This window comes from Gibbsiella dentisursi (assembly GCF_039539505.1).
GTDB lineage: Bacteria > Pseudomonadota > Gammaproteobacteria > Enterobacterales > Enterobacteriaceae > Gibbsiella > Gibbsiella quercinecans.
In genome coordinates, this window is the sequence record NZ_BAABDG010000003.1 from 135882 (window position 1) to 155439 (window position 19558).

A 19558-nucleotide genomic window follows, 5' to 3' on the forward strand; every position below is an offset into this window, starting at 1 on the left:
ATCCAGGACGAAAGGTTGCGCTTACTTACTTGGGCGCATCGCCGGGAACAGAATCACGTCGCGGATGGTGTGGCTGTTGGTAAACAGCATCACCATACGGTCGATACCGATGCCCAACCCTGCGGTTGGCGGCAGGCCGTGCTCCAGCGCGGTAACGTAATCTTCGTCATAGAACATCGCTTCGTCATCGCCCGCATCCTTCGCCGCAACCTGATCGGCAAAGCGCTGCGCCTGATCTTCCGCATCGTTCAGCTCAGAGAAACCGTTGCCGATTTCACGGCCGCCGATGAAGAATTCAAAGCGATCGGTGATTTCCAGGTTAACGTCATTACGGCGCGCCAGCGGGGAAACTTCCGCCGGATATTCGGTAATAAAGGTCGGCTGAATCAGATGGCTTTCCGCCACTTCTTCGAAGATCTCGGTGACAACGCGGCCCAGGCCCCAGCTTTTTTCGACGTTGATGCCGATAGATTCAGCAATGGCGAGGGTTTTCGCCATGTCGTCCAGATCGGCCAGATCGGTTTCCGGGCGATACTTTTTAATCGCCTCTTTCATCGTCAGCTTTTCAAATGGCTTGCTGAAGTCGAACACCTCGTCGCCATACTGCACCTGCGGCGTACCCAATACGTCTTGCGCCAGCGTGCGGAACAGGGTTTCGGTCAGTTCGATCAGATCTTTGTAATCCGCATATGCCATATAGAGTTCCATCATGGTGAACTCTGGGTTGTGGCGTGGGGAAACGCCTTCATTGCGGAAGTTACGGTTGATTTCGAATACGCGTTCAAAGCCGCCGACCACCAGGCGCTTCAGATACAGCTCCGGCGCAATACGCAGATACATATCGATATCCAGCGCATTGTGGTGAGTGATGAACGGACGTGCAGACGCACCGCCTGGGATCACCTGCATCATCGGCGTTTCTACTTCCATAAACCCGCGACCGACCATAAAGCTACGGATGCCGGCCATGATTTGCGAACGCACTTTGAACGTGTTGCGGGATTCGTCGTTAGCGATCAGATCCAGATAGCGCTGGCGATAGCGGGTTTCCTGGTCCGCCAGGCCGTGGAATTTGTCCGGCAGCGGGCGCAGCGCTTTGGTCAACAGGCGCAGTTCCGTGCAGTGCACAGACAGCTCGCCGGTTTTGGTTTTAAACAGTTTGCCGCGGGCGCCCAGAATGTCGCCTAAGTCCCATTTTTTAAACTGCTCGTTGTAAATGCCTTCGGCCAGATCGTCGCGCGCAACGTAAAGCTGAATACGGCCGCCAACGTCCTGCAAGGTAACAAATGATGCTTTGCCCATGATACGGCGCGTCATCATGCGGCCGGCAACGGTAACTTCGATGCCCAGCGCTTCCAGCTCTTCGTTGTCTTTGCCGTCGTATTCGGCGTGCAGCTTGTCAGAAATGCTGTCGCGGCGGAAATCGTTCGGGAACGCAATGCCCTTCTCGCGCAGCAGCGCCAGTTTTTCCCGGCGAGCCAGTAGCTCGTTATTGAGTTCTGACGCGTGCTCGGCGCCCTGTGGTTGTTGCTCAGACATTTTCGTTCCTCATAACCCGGCTTTCAAACTTGCCTCAATGAATTTATCCAGGTCGCCATCAAGTACGGCCTGAGTGTTACGCGTTTCAACGTTGGTGCGCAAATCCTTGATGCGGGAGTCGTCCAGCACATAAGAGCGGATCTGGCTCCCCCAGCCGATATCGGACTTGTTGTCTTCCAGCGCCTGTTTATCAGCATTTTTCTTTTGCATCTCAAACTCATACAGCTTGGCACGCAGCTGTTTGAAGGCTTGATCCTTATTTTTATGCTGAGAACGGTCGTTCTGACACTGCACCACGATATTGGTTGGCAAGTGGGTAATACGCACCGCAGATTCGGTTTTGTTAACGTGCTGCCCACCGGCGCCGGAAGCGCGGTAAACGTCGATACGCAGATCTGCCGGGTTGATATCGATATCAATATCGTCATCCACTTCCGGGTAAACAAACACCGAACTGAATGAGGTGTGGCGGCGGCCGCCGGAATCGAACGGGCTTTTGCGCACCAGGCGGTGAACGCCGGTTTCGGTACGCAACCAGCCAAACGCGTAATCGCCCATAATCTTGATAGTGGCGGATTTCAGGCCGGCGACTTCGCCATCGGATTCTTCGATAACTTCGGTTTTAAAGCCCTTGGATTCCGCCCAGCGCAAGTACATGCGCAGCAGCATGCTGGCCCAGTCCTGGGCTTCGGTGCCGCCAGAACCGGCCTGGATATCCAGGTAGCAATCCGCGCTATCGTACTCGCCGGAAAACATGCGGCGGAACTCAAGTTTCTCAAGGTTCGCGATCAGTTGGTCCAACTCGGCCGCGGCTTCGTTGAAGGTTTCTTCATCATCAGCCTCTACCGCCAGCTCCAGCAGGCCGGTGACGTCTTCCGCCCCTTGGGTCAGGCTATCGATGGTTTCAACAATCGCTTCCAGCGCTGAGCGCTCTTTCCCCAGCGCCTGTGCGCGCTCAGGTTCGTTCCAAACGTCCGGCTGTTCCAGCTCGGCGTTTACTTCTTCAAGGCGTTCCTGCTTGGCATCGTAGTCAAAGATACCCCCTAAGAACGGCCGTGCGCTCAGACAGGTCCTGAATTCGGTTTTTTACCGGATTAATTTCAAACATGGTTTTTTACGTTCTTACGTTAGATGTCGTCGGTGGCGGGATGCCATATCCCCATCATGTTTCAAGTTGCAGGCATATTGGCTTTCTTCTTCGCCCCTACCGGGCCGCCGCCAACTGCGTTCAAAACTGCTCCCGGCAAATTTATCTTTCGTTTGCCGCCTGCCTGCAATTTGAAATATTGGGCATAGAGCCGGTAATTCTAGCGGATCTGGGCGCCAGTTTATATACCCGTCATACTGCAAGTTGCAGGTGTGTTGGCCGCAACTTGAATTATGTTGGCTATCGCAAGTGGGCGTTTTTTTCGTGGTTGATGGCAAGGGCGCCGGGCGGCGCCCTTCTTATGGCCTTGCCGCGCTGGAGATGGCGTGCGGCAACACCCCCGTAGTCACGTTCAGTATGGCCACAGGTGCTGGATCAGCAATTGCACATTGCGGTTGCCGCGGAATTCATTAACATCCAGCCGGTAAGCCAGCTCTACTTCGCGCACACTGTTGTCCGGCCACTGGCTGGTATCAACGTTAAAAGCAATGCCGTCGAGCAAAGGGCCGCCGCCCAGCGGTTCCACCATCAGCTTCAGGTGCTTCTCGCCCACCAGCCGCTGCTGCAGGATACGGAACCGGCCGTCAAACGTCGGCTCAGGGAAGGCCTGCCCCCACGGGCCGCCGCTGCGCAACAGCTCGGCCATTTCCAGCGTCAGCTCTTGCTGGCCCAGCTCGCCGTCGGACCAGACAACGCCCTCCAGCAGCGCCGGATCGAGCCACTCCCCGACCAGTTCGCCAAAACGCTGACGGAACTCGTCAAAGCGCGCCGCTTCCAGCGAAAGCCCCGCCGCCATCGCGTGGCCGCCGAACTTCATCATCAGGCCCGGGTGCAGCGTATCCAGCCGCTCCAGCGCATCACGCATGTGCAGCCCGGCAACCGAACGCCCGGAACCTTTCAGGATACCTTCCCCCGCCGGGGCAAACGCGATCACCGGCCGGTGGAAACGCTCTTTAATGCGCGAAGCCAAAATCCCCACCACGCCCTGGTGCCATTCCGGGTGATACATCGCCAGCCCGCAAGGCAGTGCCGTGCTGCTGCGTTCCAACTGATCGCACAGTTGCAGCGCTTCCAGTTGCATACCTTGCTCAATCTCGCGCCGCGTCTGGTTAAGCGCGTCCAGATCGTTGGCCAACATCCGCGCTTGCGCAATGTCGTCGCTTAACAGCAGCGCCACACCGATCGACATATCATCCAACCGCCCGGCGGCATTCAGGCGCGGCCCCAGGGCAAACCCCAAATCGCTTGCCACCAGTTGGCGCGCATCGCGGTTCGCCACTTCCAGCAGCGCCCGAATACCGGGGCGGCACTTGCCGGCGCGAATGCGGTTCAGCCCCTGATACACCAGAATACGGTTATTGGCGTCAAGCGGCACCACATCCGCCACCGTGCCCAGCGCCACCAGATCGAGCAGATCCGCCAGGTTCGGCATCGCCAAACCGCGCTGTTCAAACCAGCCGCTGTCACGCAGCCGGGTGCGCAGCGCCAGCATCAGATAAAACGCCACGCCAACGCCGGCTAACGCCTTCGAGGGGAACGCGCAGCCGCGCAGGTTCGGGTTGATGATCGCCTCCGCCGCCGGCAGCGTGTCGCCCGGCAGGTGGTGATCGGTCACCAGCACCTGCATCCCTTTGGCGTGCGCCACTTCTACCCCAGCATGGGAAGAAATGCCGTTATCGACGGTGACGATCAGTTCGGCGCCGCGCGCGTGCGCCTGTTCAACCACTTCCGGGCTTAGCCCGTAGCCGTCATCAAAACGGTTCGGCACCAGGTAGTTAACGTCGCCGCCGCCCATACTGCGCAGCGCCAACACCGTCAGCGCCGTGCTGGTGGCGCCATCGGCGTCAAAATCGCCCACCACCATAATGCGGCGGCGATCGGCCAGCGCCTGCTGCAGCAGATCGATCGCAGCGTCGATGCCGTCCAACTGCTGCCACGGCAGCATGCCTTTAACGCTGCGCTCCAGTTCCTGCTCGCCTTTCACGCCGCGCTGCGCGTACAAGCGGCGCAGCAGCGGGTGCAGGCTGGCGGGCAACGTGGTGTCATCCACCGCCTCACGGCGGCGTAATTGGGTTTTGATTATCACCGGCGATCAACCACCGGTTTTCATGGCGGCCTGATGCGCATTCAGCATGGCGGCCAGCTCTTTTGGCCCCTGGTAACCCGGGATCATCATGCCGTTTTGCAAAATGATCGCCGGTGTGCCCTGGATGCCGAACTGCACGCCGAGCGCATAGTGCTTGCTGATGTCGGTTTTACAGGTGGCCGGCGAGATAGCATCGCCCTTCATGGCGGCGTCAAAGGCTTTGGCCTTGTCGGCGGTGCACCAGATGGACTGCATGTTTTTTTCCGCCTCGGAGTTCAGCCCCTGGCGCGGGAACGCCAGATAGCGCACGGTAATCCCCTGTGCGTTATATTCTTTCATCTGCTGGTGCAGTTTGTGGCAATAGCCGCAGGTGATGTCGGTAAACACGGTGATCACCTGTTTTTCCTGCGGAGCCTTGTAAACGATCATCTGATCCTGCAACGCGTCCAGCCGGGCGCTCAGCAGTTTATTGGTCACGTTCACGGGTTCGCCGCCGCTCACGTCATACAGCGGCCCCTGCAAAATGTGTTTGCCGTCTTCAGAAACGTACAGCACGCCGCTTTCGGTCAGCACCGTTTTCAAACCGGCGACCGGCGATGGCTGCACGTCTGCCTGCTGGATGCCCAGCCCGCCAAGCGCCTTTTGGATCGCCGCGTCGTCAGCGTGGGCGCTGCCGATGAGCGAAGCCATCAGCGCAGAGAGCAGCATTAAACCTTTTTTCATCCTTTAATCCTTTTAAACCCCGTGCATCAGGCACGCGGGTGATGCTGTTGATGTAGCTGTTTCAGCCGTTCAGTCGCTACATGCGTATAAATTTGCGTGGTTGAGAGATCGCTATGCCCTAATAACATCTGTACGACACGGAGATCCGCCCCGTGGTTCAGCAGATGCGTTGCAAATGCGTGGCGCAGCACATGCGGCGACAGGCGTTCGCTGTCAATGCCGGCAAGGATCGCATAGTGTTTGATGCGATGCCAGAAGGTCTGCCGGGTCATCTGCTGGCAGCGCTGGCTCGGGAACATCACGTCCAGCGCCTGCCCGTTCACCAGCCACGGGCGGCCGTGCTCAAGATAATACTCAACCCAGTACACCGCCTCTTCCCCCAGCGGCACCAGCCGTTCCTTATTGCCCTTGCCGATCACGCGCACCACGCCCTGACGCAGGCTGACATCGCTGATAGCCAACCCCACCAGTTCGGATACGCGCAGGCCGGTGGCGTATAACACCTCCAGCATGGCTTTATCGCGCAGTTCCAGCGGCTGATCGATACAGGGCGCTTGCAACAGCGCCTCGACCTGCGCTTCGCTCAGATCTTTCGGCAGCCGCTGGGGCAGCTTCGGCGAAGCCAACTGCGCGGTTGGATCGTCAGCACGCTGCTTTTCGCGGTAAAGGTATTGGAACAGGCGCCGCATGGCGCTCAACAGGCGCGCGGAGCTGGTGGCCTTATAACCGCCCTCAATGCGATCGGCGAGGAAAGCCTGCAAATCCACCGCCTGCGCCCGTAGCAGACTGCTGTTATTCTGCGCCAGCCAACCGGCCAGCGCCTGCAAATCCAACCGGTAAGAGGCCAGCGTGTTTTCCGCCAGATTGCGCTCAAGCCACAACGCATCCAGAAATTGCTCAATCAACGCGCTTTCTTGCTGTTGCAAGCTCACCTCTCTTAGAACCCACGCCGCCCGCAGGCTTCGGTTCGTATCCATAACACCCCGGCATTATGCCTTATGGTACACTCGTTGCAATTCCACGAAGAGTACAAAACGGTTTAAAGATGAAGATTGGTTTGTTTTACGGCTCCAGCACCTGTTACACCGAAATGGCGGCGGAAAAAATTCGTGAGATTCTGGGTGAAGACCTGGTCGATCTGCACAACCTGAAAGACGAGTCCCCCAAGCTGATGGAGGATTACGCAGTACTGATCCTCGGGATCCCCACCTGGGACTTCGGCGAACTGCAAGAAGACTGGGAAGCCATCTGGCCGCAGTTGGCGTCGCTCGATCTGAAAGGCAAAATCGTGGCGTTGTACGGCATGGGGGATCAGCTTGGCTACGGCGAATGGTTCCTGGATGCGCTTGGCATGCTGCACGACCAACTGGCGCCGCGCGGCGTGCAGTTTATCGGTTTTTGGCCGACGGAAGGCTATGAGTTTACCAGCCCGAAACCGCTTAGCGCCGACGGCCAACATTTTGTCGGCCTGGCGCTGGACGAGGTCAATCAATACGAGTTAAGCGAAGAACGCCTGCAGCAGTGGTGCGAACAAATCCTGCTGGAAATGGAGCCTTTGCTGTAATCACAACGGCGCGGCAGCCGGTTAGCTGCGCCATTGATCTTCGCCATCCCCGGCCGGCGGGAAATTCAACCGCTGGCGCAGTTGGCGCCACTCCGCTTTATCCATACTGTCGGAAGCCAGCCACAAACGGCGGCGCTTTTTCCCCTGAACCTGGCGCAGCGACAGCATAACCCCATAGGGCTGCAGCCAGGGTTTCTTCACCAACAGCCACTCCTTGCCGTGCCAACTGACGTGCCGATCGGCCTGCAGGCGCAGTTCACCACGGCATTGCGCGATACGCCGCTGGCTGCGAATACATTCAAATACCACCAGCGTCAGCAACACCAGCCAGACGGGGCCATAGCCATCCGGCCAGGGCGAAACCAGAATCAGCAGGATAAGAACGCCGTGCAACAGCAGCGAAAGTAACTGGGTGCGCCAGGAGATGCGGACATCACATCGCCACTGGGCCACGGTCTTTATTTCGCGTCTGGATCAATCTCACCATCCTCTGCAGTTCAGCATCCTGCGGAGCGCCATGATTCATCAGCCAGTTAAACAGATCGGGGTCATCACTCTCGAGCAGGCGAATAAACAGCGCCTTGTCCGCATCGCTCAACGTGTCGTATTCGTATTCGAAAAACGGCATGATCGATATATCCAGCTCACGCATCCCGCGGCGGCATGCCCAATGAATACGTGCTTTATTATTAATATCCATGTTGTTATAACTCACCTCTTTCAGCGGGGCAGTGCTCAAACGACATTCTGTAAGGCAACGCTTGTGCAAGATAATTCCCTTAAACAACCATTGTCGGCCCTCGGGCCTAAAACTGCATGCGTACAGTATAGAGTAACAATTTGACATACTCGGCGGGAAGGCGCTTCTGCGGCAAAAGAAAAATAATGGCAAAAAAAGCGCTGCCGCCGAATAACTGTTTGCAAAGGCTGCGCCCTCTCTTACCATGGTGGCAATACTTTCGGCGCAACGTTAAGCAGGTACTTATTTATGGCGTTCAATATCCCCTTTCCGCCCCTTCAGCCTTCTGCATCCACCCATTTGCCCCTGACTCTGATCTCGCTGGAAGATTGGGCGCTGGTGGCGCTGAACGGGCCGGATACCGAAAAATACCTTCAGGGCCAGGTAACGGCCGATATCGATAAGCTTACCGCCCAGCACGTATTGTGCGGCCATTGCGATGCCAAAGGCAAAATGTGGAGCAACCTGCGCTTGTTCCGCCGCGATGACGGGTTCAGCTATCTGGTGCGCCGCAGCGTGTTGGAAAACCAACTGGCGGAAATCAAAAAATACGCGGTGTTTTCCAAAGTGACCATTGCGGCGGATAACGATGCCGTGCTGCTGGGGATCGCCGGCTTCCAGGCGCGGGCGGCGTTGGCCAGCGTCTTCACAACGCTGCCGGATGCCCAGAACCAAGTGGTGCAGGAAGGCGAAACCACGCTGCTGCACTTCGCATTGCCGGCCGAGCGCTTTTTGTTGGTCACCCGTGCGGCAACCGCCGAGCAGTTGGTCGCCAAACTGCATGAGCAGGCCGAACTGAATGACAGCCAGCAATGGTTAACGCTGGATATCGAAGCCGGTTACCCAATCATCGACGCGCCAAACTGCGAACAGCTCATCCCGCAGGCCACCAACCTGCAGGCGCTGGCCGGCGGCATCAGCTTCAGCAAGGGCTGCTACACAGGGCAGGAAATGGTCGCCCGCGCAAAATTCCGCGGCGCCAATAAACGCGCGTTATACTGGCTGGCCGGTCAGGCGGGCCGCACGCCGGCGGCGGCTGAAGATCTGGAATTGAAGCTGGGTGAAAACTGGCGCCGAACCGGCACCGTGCTGGCGGCCAGCAAGCTCGCCGACGGTACGCTGTGGGTGCAGGCCGTGCTAAATAACGATCTGGCGCCGGACAGCGTTTTGCGCGTGCGCGACGATGCCGGCAGCCAGTTAGCCATCAAGCCGCTGCCGTATTCACTGGTGGAAGAGTAATCATCAGGCCGGGCCGCGTGCCTGCGGCCCTGAAACGCGGTGGTTAGACGTACAAATAAATCGCCAGAAAATGGCAAAAACAGCCGCCCAGCACAAAGCCGTGCCAAATGGCGTGGCCGAAACGAATACGCTTCGACGCATAGAAAATCACACCCAGCGTATACACCACGCCGCCAACCGCCAGCAGCGTAACGCCGCCGGCTTCCAGCCGGGTTGCCAACTGGTAGATAACGATCAACGAGAGCCAGCCCATGGTCAGATAGGTGACCAGCGAAAGCACCTCAAAGCGGTGGGCAAACGCCAGTTTGAAAATCACACCGAACAGCGCAATGCTCCAGATAACCACCATCAGGCCCCGCGCCAGCGCGGAATCCAGCCCGACCAGCAGGAATGGCGTATAGGTACCGGCAATCAGCAGGTAAATGGCACAGTGATCAAACTTCTTCAGCCAGTGCTTGGCCTTCTGATGTGGGATGGCGTGATACAGCGTGGAAGCCAGGAACAGCAGGATCATACTGCCGCCATACAGGCTGTAGCTGGTAATGGCCGTGGCGCCCGCGCCGCTGTTCACCGCCTGCACCAGCAGCATCACCAGCCCCACGATACCAAAGATAAAACCAATGCCATGGCTGATGCTGTTCGCAATTTCCTCTGCCCAAGGATAGGTTGAAACCACATTCTTTTCTGCCCTGGCCTTTACGACACCTGCTTTTTCCATCATGGATACCTCTGACACACCAATAACTGTTCGAAATTGCCGCAAACAGCTTAACTGAGAATAATTCCAGTGTACACGTGTAAGCCAAAAATAAAACGGTGAAAAAATGTATCCCCGCGCAAGCGTCGAAATCCCCGCGGCAGTGGTCTACAATTCCCGGGTTCACCTTTCATCACTCCACCCTGAGGTTGCTCATGTCATCCGCTGTACCCGCGTTAGATTTTGGCTCCATGACCCAAACCGTTGCGTTTTTGATGGAAATCGACAAGCTGAAAGGCGTCCAACGCCGCACCAAAGTGCTTGATAGCCAGCGTCATGAAAACTCCGCCGAACATAGCTGGCACTTTGCCGTCGCCGCAATGAGCATGGCGCCCTACGCCGGTGAAGGCGTGGATATCCAACGCGTGATCCAGATGGCGCTGTTACACGATATCGTCGAGATCGATGCCGGCGACGTGCTGGTTTACGATTTGGCGGCGCGTGCGGCCATTCACGATCAGGAAGTCGCGGCGGCGCGCCGCTTGTTCGGCATCTTGCCGCAAGCCCAGCGTGAGTATTTCACCGCCTTATGGCAAGAATATGAAGATAACGAAACGCCCGATGCGCGCTTCGCGCTGGTGCTGGATCGCACCATGCCGATGCTGATGAACCTGCACAATGGCGGCCAAAGCTGGGCGGAAAATAACATCAGCCTGGAACAGGTGGTGGCGCGCAACGCCATGATCGGCGAAACCTACCCGGAACTGTGGCACTACCTGCTGCAACACCTGCAGGAAGCGCAGCGCAAAGGCTGGTTGAAGTAAGCGTTTACGCCATAAAAAAGCAGCGCATATGCGCTGCTTTTTTGCCGTTGCCTACTGCTTAGTATTCGCTGATTGGCGCGCAGGAACAGAACAGGTTGCGGTCGCCGTAAACGTCATCCAGGCGCTTCACGGTCGGCCAGTATTTGTTCTCACGCACCGCGGCGGACGGGAACACGGCCAGTTCGCGGCTGTAGGCATGTTGCCAGTCGCCGACCAATTCTTCCTGAACGTGCGGCGCGTTCACCAGCGGGTTGTCGGCCAACGGCCATTCGCCGCTGATAACCCGTTCGATTTCGCCACGGATCGCCAGCATGGCGTCAATAAAGCGATCCAACTCCTCTTGGCTTTCAGACTCAGTGGGCTCAACCATCAAGGTACCGGCAACCGGGAACGACATGGTCGGCGCATGGAAACCGTAATCGATCAGGCGCTTGGCGATGTCCATTTCACTGATGCCGCTCGCCTCTTTCAGCGGCCGCAGATCCAGAATGCATTCGTGCGCCACCCGATGATCGCGCCCGGTATACAGCACCGGATAAGCCGCTTTCAGGCGGGTCGCGATATAGTTGGCGTTCAGGATCGCCACCTGGCTGGCCTGCTTCAACCCTTCCGCCCCCATCATGCGGATATACATCCAGCTAATGGGCAGGATCGACGCGCTGCCGAACGGCGCGGCGGAAACGGCGCCCTGCTGGGTGAGCTGGTCTTCAATCTGCACCACGCTGTGGCCCGGCACGAATGGCGCCAGATGCGCCTTCACGCCGATAGGCCCCATGCCTGGGCCGCCGCCGCCGTGCGGAATGCAAAAGGTTTTGTGCAGGTTAAGGTGCGACACATCCGCGCCGATGTAGCCCGGCGTGGTAATGCCGACCTGCGCGTTCATGTTGGCGCCGTCCAGATAAACCTGGCCGCCATACTGATGAACGATCTGGCAGACTTCACGGATGGTTTCCTCATAAACCCCGTGCGTTGACGGGTAGGTCACCATAATGCAGGAGAGCGTATCCCCGGCCTGCTCCGCCTTGGCGCGCAGATCGTGCAGATCGATGTTGCCGTTTTTATCGCAGGCCACCACCACCACGCTCATCCCCGCCATATGGGCAGAGGCCGGGTTAGTGCCATGCGCGGAGCTTGGGATCAGGCAGACGTGGCGCCCGCCCTCATTGCGGCTTTCGTGATAGCGGCGAATCGACAGCAGGCCGGCGTATTCCCCCTGCGCGCCAGAGTTGGGCTGCATGCACACCGCATCGTAACCGGTCAATTGCACCAGCCAACGGGAAAGCTGGCCGATCATCTGTTGATACCCCACCGCCTGTTCCGGCGGACAGAACGGATGCAGCTCGGCAAACTCCGGCCAGGTGATCGGGATCATTTCCGCCGCCGCATTGAGCTTCATGGTGCAGGAACCCAGCGGGATCATCGCCTGATTCAGCGCCAGATCCTTACGTTCAAGGCGGTGCATATAGCGCATCATCTCGGTTTCGCTGTGATAGCGGTTGAACACCGGATGGGTGAGGATCGGATCCGTACGCCGCATCGCCGCCGGGATCGACGCGCTATTCTGGCTCACTTGCGCATCCAGCGCGGCGATGTCCAGCCCGTGATCGTCGCCGGCCAATACCGCAAACAGCGTTTGCACGTCTTCACGGCTGGTGGCTTCGTCCAGCGTAATGCCAACTGCGCCGTGGATATCGGTGCGCAGGTTAATGCCAAAGCCCAATGCGCGCTCCAGCACGGCGGCCTTATCTTTCACTTCTACCGTCAAGGTGTCGAACCAGGTTGTGTGGCGCAGCACCAGGCCTGCCTGCCGCAACCCGGCGGCCAGAATATCCGTCAGGCGATGAATGCGCCCGGTGATGCGCTGCAGCCCCTGCGGCCCATGGTACACCGCGTACAGGCTGGCGATGTTGGCCAACAGCACCTGTGAGGTACAGATATTGGAGTTGGCTTTCTCCCGGCGAATATGCTGTTCACGGGTTTGCATCGCCATACGCAGCGCGGTATTGCCAGCGGCATCGCGCGAAACGCCGATAATGCGGCCCGGCATGGCGCGTTTGAATTCATCGCGGCAGGCGAAAAATGCCGCGTGCGGGCCGCCGTATCCCATCGGCACGCCAAAACGTTGGGCGGAGCCGAACACCACATCCGCCCCCTGTTTGCCCGGTGCGGCCAGCAATACCAGCGCCATGATATCCGCCGCCACGCTGGTAACGATCTTGCGGTTTTTCAGCTCGGCCAACAGGGCGTTGTAGTCATGTACTTCACCGGTGCTGCCCACCTGCTGCAACAGCACGCCAAACACCCCCTGCAGATCCAGCACCTTCTCCGCCCGATCGACAATCACTTCAAAGCCGAAGGTTTGTGCACGGGTGCGCACCACATCCAGCGTTTGCGGATGCACATCGTTCGCCACGAAGAAACGGTTGGCGTCTTTCAGCTTGCTGGCACGTTTGGCCAGCGCCATCGCCTCGGCGGCAGCAGTGGCTTCATCCAGCAACGAGGCCGAGGCCAGATCCAAGCCGGTCAGATCCAGCGTCAGCGTCTGGAAATTCAGCAGCGCCTCAAGGCGGCCCTGCGACACTTCCGGCTGATACGGCGTATAGGCCGTGTACCAGCCCGGGTTTTCCAGCATGTTGCGCAGGATCACCGGTGGCGTCAGCACTGCGCTGTAGCCCATGCCGATATAGGATTTGTAACACTGATTCAGCGCCGCCATCGCCTTCAGCTCCGCCAACGCCTGATGCTCGGTGGCCGCATCGCCCACCGCCGGCGGCCCCGGCAGTTGAATATCCGCCGGTACAATCTGCTGGATCAGCGCGCCAAGCGAGCTGGCGCCCACCATTGCCAGCATCTGTTGCTGCTGTTGCGCCGAAGGGCCGATATGGCGTTCGATGAACGCGTCGCTGTTTTCAAGTTGGCTGAGTGTCTGGGTCATTGCTCCAAATTCCTGAGTGCTAACATGGGACTGGGGGACATACGTTCACCGTATCCCTCCCAGAGCAGGAGGGAATGGCGGTTTGCTGCGCAGGCTTACTCTTCGATAGAGGCCTGATACTCGTCGGCGTTCAGCAGTTTATCCAGCTCGGCGCTGTCGCTCGCTTTAATGCGAAACAGCCAGCCTTCACTGTAAGGATCGCTGTTCACCAGCTCCGGCGAACCGTCCAATGCCGCGTTCACGGCGATAATTTCACCGCTCAGCGGGGCATAGATGTCGGAAGCGGCCTTTACCGATTCCGCCACCGCGCAGTCATCGCCGGCCGCGACAACGGTGCCGACTTCCGGCAGATCGACAAATACCATATCGCCCAGCAGTTCCTGCGCATGCTCGGTAATGCCCACCAGATATTCACCGTTGCCTTCGTCACGCACCCATTCGTGGGATGCCGCATACTTCAATTCTGTTGGCACATTGCTCATGGCCTGCTTCTCCTTCGAAGAAATTATCGCTCCCGAATTTTCAGGCCGCGGCCCGAAAACCAGGGGTATCGCATCAACAAAAAATCAATTAATCAGTGACTTACCTGCGCGGACGAACCCGGGTTTGGTCACCTTCACCGGCACTTCACGATTACGGATTTGTACAATCGCCTGCTCGCCGATCCCCTGCGGCACCCGCGCCAGCGCAATACTGAAGCCCAGGGTGGGCGAGAAAGAGCCGCTGGTGATCACCCCTTGCTGCGCCTGGCCGCTGGCATCGGTAAAGCTGACCGGCAACTCATTACGTAATACGCCTTTTTCCGTCATGATCAAACCCACCAACTGTTCCGTGCCACGGCTACGCTGCTGCTCCAGCGCGTCACGGCCGATAAACTGGCGATCCTGAGGCTCCCAGGCGATGGTCCATGCCATATTGGCCGCCAGCGGTGAAACGCCTTCGTCCATCTCCTGGCCATACAGGTTCATGCCGGCCTCCAAACGCAGCGTATCGCGCGCGCCCAACCCGGCCGGTTTCACCCCGGCCGCCAACAGCCGCTGCCAGAAATCAGCCGCCTGCGCGTTTGGCAGAGCAACTTCATAGCCGGCCTCTCCGGTGTAGCCGGTGGTCGCAATGAACAGATCGCCGGCCTGCATGCCATAAAACGGCTTCATGCCTGCCACCGCCTGTTGCTGTTCGGCGGTAAACAGCGTGGCGGCGCGCGCCTGCGCCTGTGGCCCCTGGATTGCGATCAATGACAGATCGTCACGCACCCTCAGTTGAACGCTATAAGGCGCGGCGTGCTCTTCAATCCAGGCCAGGTCTTTTTCACGGGTGGCGGAGTTCACCACCAGGCGGAAGTGGTCTTCACTAAAGAAATACACGATCAGATCGTCAATCACGCCGCCCGAAGCATTCAGCATCCCGGTATACAGCGCCTTGCCGGGCTGGGTCAGTTTGGCGACGTCATTGGCTAACAGGTAACGCAGGAATTCGCGGGTACGGGCGCCTTGCAAATCCACAATGGTCATATGCGAAACATCAAACATGCCCGCATCCTGGCGCACCGCACGGTGCTCATCAAGCTGGGAACCATAATGCAGCGGCATCATCCAACCGTGGAAATCCACCATCCGCGCGCCGCATGCCACATGCTGATCGTACAACGGGGTTTGCTTTGCCATCTTTTCCCTCTTTCTTTGCCGGAGATAGCATGCGCGCCGCTCATCAATCGCCAACGATGAGGTGCGCACACCGGCTCGCCAAACAGAAATGCCGCGCAGAAAACCACCTGAAAATACGGCCCGCCGCCGCGGCGCAAACGATACCTTTCCTTCGACGTTAGCACCGAACGCCCACATTAACCATAAGTAAAAATATTCAGAACATGGCTGATAGCCAGTGAATTGCCGCATAATCTTGCCGATTTTTTCACTAAAAAAATGCGATTTAATACATAAAAACCGCAATAAAAATATCAACATTATTATTTTGTAGAGCTATCAGGGAAAAATCGGCGGAGTTTCTACTTTTGGCTCTCCTGATATGGATTAGAAAAAGTAATGGTAAAATCAGGCGAAAATTAGATTATTTCAAATGAAGGGGGATATAAGAAAAAATTATGGCTTCGCGGATAACGCAGGATAACGGAAGAGAAATGATAAACCCCAGCGGACGCGCCGGGGCGAACTATCAGAGGGGGGCTATGATAACCAATCCGGCAAATCATTCAGCCCCATCGCCTGGCGCACCAGCTTCGGCTTCACGCCGGGCAGCGTATCTGCCAGCCGCAGGCCGACGTCGCGCAGCAGCTTTTTCGCCGGGTTAACGCCGTCAAACAGCTCGCGGAAGCCCTGCATGCTGGCCAGCATAACCGCCGCACCGTGTTTACGGCGGCGCTCATAGCGGCGCAGATACAGGTGCTGGCCAATGTCCTTGCCCTGGCGCTGCAAGCGTTTAAGCTCGGCGATCAGTTCGGCGGCATCCATAAAGCCCAGGTTGACGCCCTGCCCAGCCAGTGGATGCACGGTATGCGCCGCATCGCCAACCAGTGCCAGCCGGTGGGCGGCAAAGCTGCGCGCATAGCGCCCGGTCAACGGGAAGACCTGCCGTTCGCTTTCCAACTGGCAGTGGCCAAGGCGCATATCAAACACCATGCCCAGTTCGCGGTTAAAATGCGCCGGCGCCAGGTGTATCAGCCGTTCAGCCTCCTCCGGCGCCACAGACCAGACGATCGAGCATAGATGGGGATCGTCAAACGGCAGGAATGCCAGGATACCGTCGCCATGGAATACCTGCCGGGCAGTGGCCTGGTGCGGGAGTTCCGTGCGGATGGTCGCCACTAAAGCGCTGTGGTGGTAATCCCAGAAGGTCAGTGGGATATCCGCATGCTGGCGCAGCCAGGAATTGGCGCCATCCGCACCCACCACCAGCCGAGCAGTCAACATTTGGCCGTCTTCCAACGTGATAAAGGTGTCATTTTCCCCCCAGGCCACCTGTTTGAGCGCCGCAGGCGTCAGCAGCGTGACCTCAGGGAGCATTTGCGCTTTTTTCCACAGCGCCTGCTGAATGACATCATTTTCAATAATATGGCCCAGATGGCTAAAGCCACATTCGTCCGCATGAAAAGCGATTTTGCCGAAGCTATCGCGATCCCACACTTCCATGGCGCGGTAGGCACTGGCGCGTAGTTGCACAATCTCGTCCCACACGCCGATATGCTGCAACAGGCGTTCACTGGCGGCATTGATGGCGGAAACGCGCAGCGCCGGCAGTGCCGGCAACGGCGTATTCTCCGGCTGGCGATGTTCCAGCACCGCCACGCGCAAACCGCTGCCTTGCAGACCACAGGCAACGGCCAGCCCTACCATACCGCCACCGGCGATAACCACGTCAAATGATTGCATGCTGCTTAAATTCCTTTCAATGACCCCGTTAGCGCCACAGGGCGTGCGCCGATAACCCCAAGCGCAACGCCAGGCCACGCCCGATAAAACTGCCGTTTAACGTTCAACCCAGCCCAGCGTGCGTTTGGCAAACGCATCACGCAGCGGCGGCAGTTGCTCCATCGCCATCAGGCCCAAATTGCGCCCAACCACCAAAGGCGCATAACGGTTGGCGAACAGCGAGATCAACCCATCGGTCACGCCGATCGTCGCCTGTTGATCTTTCTGCCGCCGCTGTTGGTAGCGGCTCAACAAGGGATAAGCGCCCAGATCCTCTCCCAGAGCCACCCCTTCTGCCAGCGTTTCCGCCAACGACATCACATCCCTCAGTCCCAGGTTGAAGCCCTGCCCGGCGATCGGGTGCAGCGTCTGGGCGGCATTGCCCACCAGCGCCAGCCGGTGGCTGACATGTTGCCGCGCCGTCAGCAGCCGCAGGGGATAACTGTGGCGCTTGCCGGCTTTTAGCATACGCCCCAGGCGCCAGCCGAAAGCCTGCTGCAGTTCGTTGAGAAAGCGTTCATCATCCCAGCCGGCCACCTGCTGTTGCTCGGCCTGTGCATGGCACCACACCAGGGAACTGCGCCCTTGCGACATCGGCAACAGCGCCAGCGGCCCCTGGCCGGTAAAGCGCTCAAAGGCCCGCCCCTGGGGATCTTCCGCCGTCGTGATATTGGCGATGATGGCGCACTGCGGGTAGTCTTTTTGCTGCCACTGCACATGGCAAGCCTGCGCCAGCGCGGAGTGTGAGCCATCCGCGGCCACCAGCAGCTGGCCGCTCAGGCGCTGGTGATTATCCAACAGCACCTCGGCGCGCTCAGCGGTGCGCTGCACATCGATCACTTTGGCCGGGCAATGTAACGTTACCCCCGGTGCCTTTGCCAACAGGCTGAACAGCCGCAGGCCGGCATCATGCAGCTCGATCACCTGGCCAAGCGCATCAACCCGGTAATCCTGCGCCCGGATATTAACAAAGCCAGCGTGGCCGCGATCGCTGACGTGCACATGGGTTATCGCCGTGGCGCAGTCGCGCAGCGCCGGCCAAACGCCAATGTGGCTGAGCTGTTGGCAAGTGCCCTGCGCCAATGCGATCGCCCGCGCGTCAAACCCCGGATGCGCGCGGTCGCCCGGGCGCACCGCCTCGATCACATCAACCGGCACTTTCCCGTGGGTCAACGTAGAGATGGCCAACGCCAGGGTGGCGCCGGCCATGCCGCCGCCGACAATAATGACGCTCATGCTATTTAACCGCCCTGGCCGCCGCCATCAGCGCTTCTATATCATCGGCGTCTTTCACTACGCCGGCCGTCAGGTTTTCGTTGCCGTCGGCGGTGATCAAAATATCATCTTCGATGCGGATGCCAATCCCGCGATATTCCGGCGGCACGTCGGCATTCGGCGCAATATACAACCCCGGCTCAACCGTCAGCACCATTCCCGGCTCCAGCAGACGCTCGCGGCTTGGCGTGCCGTAATGGCCGACGTCATGCACATCCAGCCCCAGCCAATGGCTCAGGCCGTGCATAAAGAACTGGCGGTGCGCCTGGTCGGCAATCAGTTGCTCAACTTCGCCGTGCATCACGCCCAGCTTAACCAGCCCGCTGACCATCACGCGCACCACCTCCTCGGTGACTTCGCGAATGCTGGTGCCAGGCCGGAACAGCGCTAACGCCTTGTACAGCGAAGCCAACACGATATCGTACACCGCGCGCTGCGCCGCGCTAAACGTACCGTTCACCGGGAAAGTGCGGGTGATATCGCCGGCATAGCCCTGGTATTCACAGCCGGCATCGATCAGCACCAGATCGCCGTCACGCATTTGGCTGGCGTTTTCGGTGTAGTGCAAAATACAGCCATTTTCGCCGCTGCCGACAATCGTGTTATAGGAGGGATAGCGCGCGCCATGGCGCGCGAATTCGTGGTGGATCTCCGCTTCCAGTTGGTACTCAAACATCCCCGGGCGGCAGGTTTCCATCGCACGGGTATGCGCCAGCGCGGTGATTTCGCCGGCACGGCGCATCACGCCGATTTCTTCCGGTGATTTAAACAGACGCATGTCATGCAGCCACGGGCGCCAATCGGTCACGGTGGCCGGCGCCTGCAGATTTTGGCGGAACCCCTTGCGCAGCTTTTCCAGCGCGCCATACAAGATGGCGTCCGCATAGGCGTATTCCCCCTGCGCGTGGTACACCACGTTCAGCCCATTGAGCAACAGGTACAGGTGTTCGTTGATTTCATCGAAGGGTAAGGCCCGGTCCACGCCCAGCCTAGCCGGCGCCGCCTCCTGTCCCAGGCGGCGGCCGAACCAGATTTCGGCCGTTAAATCGCGCACCCGGTTAAACAAGACGCTGTGATTGTGCGTCTCATCGCTTTTGACCAGGATCAGCACCGCTTCCGGCTCATTGAAACCGGTCAGGTACCAGAAATCACTGCTCTGGCGGTAAGGATATTCTGAATCTGCATTGCGGGTTGCTTCCGGCGCAGCAAAAATAACCGCCGCGCTGGCCGGAGCCATTTTCGCTAATAACGCCTGCCGGCGATTATGGAATTCCTGCTGAGTCATGACCTTCTCCTGAAATCAGTTTTCCTGTAACAGCTTTCCTGCGATGCCGCCCGGTGTCTTCAGGGCGCACGGCAATATGG

General features: G+C 58.5%; 17 protein-coding genes. 3 read left to right on the top strand and 14 right to left on the bottom strand.

Going from position 1 to position 19558, the window contains the following annotated elements:
- Window positions 1-21: 21 nt before the first annotated feature.
- From lysS to xerD, 5 genes are all read right to left on the bottom strand, one after another.
- The gene (gene lysS, locus ABFX35_RS11350) at window positions 22-1539 is read right to left on the bottom strand and encodes a lysine--tRNA ligase (RefSeq protein WP_346081097.1); all 1518 of its coding nucleotides are present in this window, start codon (window positions 1537-1539) and stop codon (window positions 22-24) included.
- A gap of 9 nt (window positions 1540-1548) precedes the next feature.
- Window positions 1549-2647, bottom strand: a protein-coding gene (gene prfB, locus ABFX35_RS11355) for a peptide chain release factor 2 (RefSeq protein ID WP_279024113.1) whose coding sequence is annotated in 2 segments (ribosomal slippage) — window positions 1549-2571 and window positions 2573-2647 — 1098 coding nt in all. Because the reading frame shifts where the segments join, the coding sequence is not laid out codon by codon here.
- Window positions 2648-3038: 391 nt separating this feature from the next.
- Window positions 3039-4772 carry a single-stranded-DNA-specific exonuclease RecJ gene (recJ, locus tag ABFX35_RS11360; protein ID WP_346081099.1) on the bottom strand — a complete coding sequence of 578 codons (1734 nt, stop codon included), beginning with the start codon at window positions 4770-4772 and terminating at the stop codon, window positions 3039-3041.
- Between the two features lie 6 nt (window positions 4773-4778).
- Window positions 4779-5495: a bifunctional protein-disulfide isomerase/oxidoreductase DsbC gene (gene dsbC, locus ABFX35_RS11365; protein ID WP_095847354.1), complete on the bottom strand. Its 717-nt coding sequence runs from the start codon at window positions 5493-5495 to the stop codon at window positions 4779-4781.
- A gap of 26 nt (window positions 5496-5521) precedes the next feature.
- Window positions 5522-6472 (bottom strand): site-specific tyrosine recombinase XerD, encoded by a 951-nt coding sequence (xerD, locus tag ABFX35_RS11370; RefSeq protein ID WP_279024109.1) that lies wholly within the window; start codon window positions 6470-6472, stop codon window positions 5522-5524.
- A gap of 68 nt (window positions 6473-6540) precedes the next feature.
- On the opposite strand from xerD, the gene fldB reads away from it, so the two are divergent.
- A complete protein-coding gene (gene fldB / locus ABFX35_RS11375; RefSeq protein ID WP_279024107.1) occupies window positions 6541-7059 on the top strand; it encodes a flavodoxin FldB in 519 nt (172 codons plus the stop codon).
- A 21-nt stretch (window positions 7060-7080) separates the two neighbouring features.
- On the opposite strand, the gene ABFX35_RS11380 is transcribed toward fldB, so the two are convergent.
- Window positions 7081-7512: a protein YgfX gene (locus ABFX35_RS11380; protein WP_279024105.1), complete on the bottom strand. Its 432-nt coding sequence runs from the start codon at window positions 7510-7512 to the stop codon at window positions 7081-7083.
- Window positions 7493-7759: an FAD assembly factor SdhE gene (gene sdhE / locus ABFX35_RS11385; protein WP_095849067.1), complete on the bottom strand. Its 267-nt coding sequence runs from the start codon at window positions 7757-7759 to the stop codon at window positions 7493-7495. The genes ABFX35_RS11380 and sdhE overlap by 20 nt, the downstream gene beginning before the upstream one ends.
- Before the next feature lie 288 nt (window positions 7760-8047).
- On the opposite strand from sdhE, the gene ygfZ reads away from it, so the two are divergent.
- Window positions 8048-9037, top strand: coding sequence for a tRNA-modifying protein YgfZ (ygfZ, locus tag ABFX35_RS11390; RefSeq protein ID WP_095847350.1), 990 nt, complete (start codon window positions 8048-8050; stop codon window positions 9035-9037).
- A gap of 43 nt (window positions 9038-9080) precedes the next feature.
- On the opposite strand, the gene trhA is transcribed toward ygfZ, so the two are convergent.
- Window positions 9081-9755, bottom strand: a complete 675-nt coding sequence (gene trhA, locus ABFX35_RS11395) for a PAQR family membrane homeostasis protein TrhA (RefSeq protein ID WP_346081697.1) — start codon at window positions 9753-9755, stop codon at window positions 9081-9083.
- A gap of 194 nt (window positions 9756-9949) precedes the next feature.
- Between trhA and ABFX35_RS11400 the strand changes: the two genes are divergently transcribed.
- Entirely contained in the window at window positions 9950-10558 is a 609-nt protein-coding gene (locus tag ABFX35_RS11400; RefSeq protein ID WP_346081104.1) for an HD domain-containing protein, read from the top strand.
- 58 nt (window positions 10559-10616) lie between these two features.
- On the opposite strand, the gene gcvP is transcribed toward ABFX35_RS11400, so the two are convergent.
- The 6 genes from gcvP to pepP all read right to left on the bottom strand — a co-directional run bounded on the left by gcvP (window position 10617) and on the right by pepP (window position 19478).
- Entirely contained in the window at window positions 10617-13493 is a 2877-nt protein-coding gene (gene gcvP, locus ABFX35_RS11405; protein WP_346081106.1) for an aminomethyl-transferring glycine dehydrogenase, read from the bottom strand.
- 95 nt (window positions 13494-13588) lie between these two features.
- Complete coding sequence (gene gcvH, locus ABFX35_RS11410; protein ID WP_121555189.1) at window positions 13589-13975, bottom strand: glycine cleavage system protein GcvH; 387 nt, start codon at window positions 13973-13975, stop codon at window positions 13589-13591.
- 84 nt (window positions 13976-14059) lie between these two features.
- Window positions 14060-15157: a glycine cleavage system aminomethyltransferase GcvT gene (gene gcvT, locus ABFX35_RS11415; RefSeq protein WP_346081108.1), complete on the bottom strand. Its 1098-nt coding sequence runs from the start codon at window positions 15155-15157 to the stop codon at window positions 14060-14062.
- A 519-nt stretch (window positions 15158-15676) separates the two neighbouring features.
- Window positions 15677-16879, bottom strand: coding sequence for an FAD-dependent 2-octaprenylphenol hydroxylase (gene ubiI / locus ABFX35_RS11420; protein WP_279024097.1), 1203 nt, complete (start codon window positions 16877-16879; stop codon window positions 15677-15679).
- A gap of 96 nt (window positions 16880-16975) precedes the next feature.
- Window positions 16976-18154, bottom strand: coding sequence for a 2-octaprenyl-6-methoxyphenyl hydroxylase (ubiH, locus tag ABFX35_RS11425; RefSeq protein WP_346081111.1), 1179 nt, complete (start codon window positions 18152-18154; stop codon window positions 16976-16978).
- A 1-nt stretch (window position 18155) separates the two neighbouring features.
- The gene (gene pepP / locus ABFX35_RS11430; RefSeq protein ID WP_346081113.1) at window positions 18156-19478 is read right to left on the bottom strand and encodes a Xaa-Pro aminopeptidase; all 1323 of its coding nucleotides are present in this window, start codon (window positions 19476-19478) and stop codon (window positions 18156-18158) included.
- Window positions 19479-19558 lie beyond the last annotated feature (80 nt).

Coding starts and splice junctions, on each gene's coding strand:
- sdhE (WP_095849067.1), bottom strand. CDS start 7,759: ATGGATATTAATAATAAAGCACGTATTCATTGGGCATGCCGCCGCGGG.
- trhA (WP_346081697.1), bottom strand. CDS start 9,755: ATGGAAAAAGCAGGTGTCGTAAAGGCCAGGGCAGAAAAGAATGTGGTT.
- gcvP (WP_346081106.1), bottom strand. CDS start 13,493: ATGACCCAGACACTCAGCCAACTTGAAAACAGCGACGCGTTCATCGAA.
- fldB (WP_279024107.1), top strand. CDS start 6,541: ATGAAGATTGGTTTGTTTTACGGCTCCAGCACCTGTTACACCGAAATG.
- dsbC (WP_095847354.1), bottom strand. CDS start 5,495: ATGAAAAAAGGTTTAATGCTGCTCTCTGCGCTGATGGCTTCGCTCATC.
- xerD (WP_279024109.1), bottom strand. CDS start 6,472: ATGGATACGAACCGAAGCCTGCGGGCGGCGTGGGTTCTAAGAGAGGTG.
- ubiH (WP_346081111.1), bottom strand. CDS start 18,154: ATGAGCGTCATTATTGTCGGCGGCGGCATGGCCGGCGCCACCCTGGCG.
- gcvH (WP_121555189.1), bottom strand. CDS start 13,975: ATGAGCAATGTGCCAACAGAATTGAAGTATGCGGCATCCCACGAATGG.
- ygfZ (WP_095847350.1), top strand. CDS start 8,048: ATGGCGTTCAATATCCCCTTTCCGCCCCTTCAGCCTTCTGCATCCACC.
- lysS (WP_346081097.1), bottom strand. CDS start 1,539: ATGTCTGAGCAACAACCACAGGGCGCCGAGCACGCGTCAGAACTCAAT.
- ubiI (WP_279024097.1), bottom strand. CDS start 16,879: ATGCAATCATTTGACGTGGTTATCGCCGGTGGCGGTATGGTAGGGCTG.
- ABFX35_RS11400 (WP_346081104.1), top strand. CDS start 9,950: ATGTCATCCGCTGTACCCGCGTTAGATTTTGGCTCCATGACCCAAACC.
- pepP (WP_346081113.1), bottom strand. CDS start 19,478: ATGACTCAGCAGGAATTCCATAATCGCCGGCAGGCGTTATTAGCGAAA.
- gcvT (WP_346081108.1), bottom strand. CDS start 15,157: ATGGCAAAGCAAACCCCGTTGTACGATCAGCATGTGGCATGCGGCGCG.